We start from the raw sequence: 1,047 nt of genomic DNA, 5'->3' as shown, positions 1-1,047 counted from the left end.
TTGTGATCGAGCGCCACCAGATCAGCGACAGTCCCCAAAGCAACCAAATCAAGATATGAAGCCATATTGGGTTCTTTAAGCTGTCTCTGTTCAAACCATTGTCTCTTTTTAAGCAAGGTTCTAAGACTACTTAAAACATAAAATATAACCCCTACCCCTGCGGCATTTTTGCTGGGAAATTCACAACCGAGTTGATTTGGATTCACGATTGCATCAGCTTTAGGTAGGGTATCTCCCGGCAAGTGATGATCAGTAACCAAAACCTTAATACCGAGTGACTTGGCCCGCTCTACGCCTGCTTCACTAGCAATACCATTATCAACAGTAACGATTAGGTCAGGCTTTAATTTTGCAGCATAGTCAACGATTTCTGGCGTCAGGCCATAGCCGAATTCAAAACGGTTGGGCACAATATAAGAGCACTCTTTCGCCCCCATCTCTCGAAGTACAAGAACAGCCAAGGCTGTACTCGTCGCACCATCGCAGTCAAAGTCTCCAAGAATTAAGATATGCTGCTGTGCAACGAGCGCATTATATAAAACTTCAAGCGCCTCGTTCAGGCCTTTTAGAGAAGATGATGATTCCAGGTCAGCAAGTTGATAGCTTAACTCTTTCGCACTGTGCACCCCTCTCGCCTGATAAATCCGGCTTAATAATGGCGAAAACCCGTCCATCACCGGAGCCCCTTCCGAGAGCGTGCGTCTAACTATTTTCATCATTGGAGCCTGTTTGGTAAAAGTAAGAACCGACGAAGTGAATTACATAAGCCACAAAAAAGCCGGAACAGCGTCCGGCTTTTTTAATCACAGATATGCTTAGCCGCGTCTGTGCTTTGCGACAAAGGCATGTACTTTAGCCATGTCATTTGGAAGAACCTCATAACGCTCTTCCCTATCATAAAGGTCTTTCATATGGTGGGGAAGCTCTGGCGCTACATCAAGCCCGGACTTCTCGACAGCTTCAGGAAACTTAACAGGGTGTGCAGTAGCCAAGGTAATCATTGGTATACTGCCATCACGGCGGCACTCGCGTGCGGCACCCACACCA

The 1,047-nt window shown here is 46.6% G+C and carries 1 protein-coding gene and 1 pseudogene; both read right to left on the bottom strand.

The features are described from left to right. On the bottom strand, positions 1–719 hold a 719-nt coding region (locus tag A3729_RS25445), incomplete at its 3' end, for a DHH family phosphoesterase (RefSeq protein WP_197476091.1). Positions 720–815: 96 nt separating this feature from the next. Further along, positions 816–1,047 (bottom strand): annotated as a pseudogene (locus A3729_RS33450) (threonine synthase); the annotation flags it as partial.

The organism is Oleiphilus sp. HI0043, from assembly GCF_001634935.1.
The sequence above is the reverse complement of the archived record's forward strand: the minus strand, read 5'-3'. Positions and strand labels throughout refer to the sequence as shown.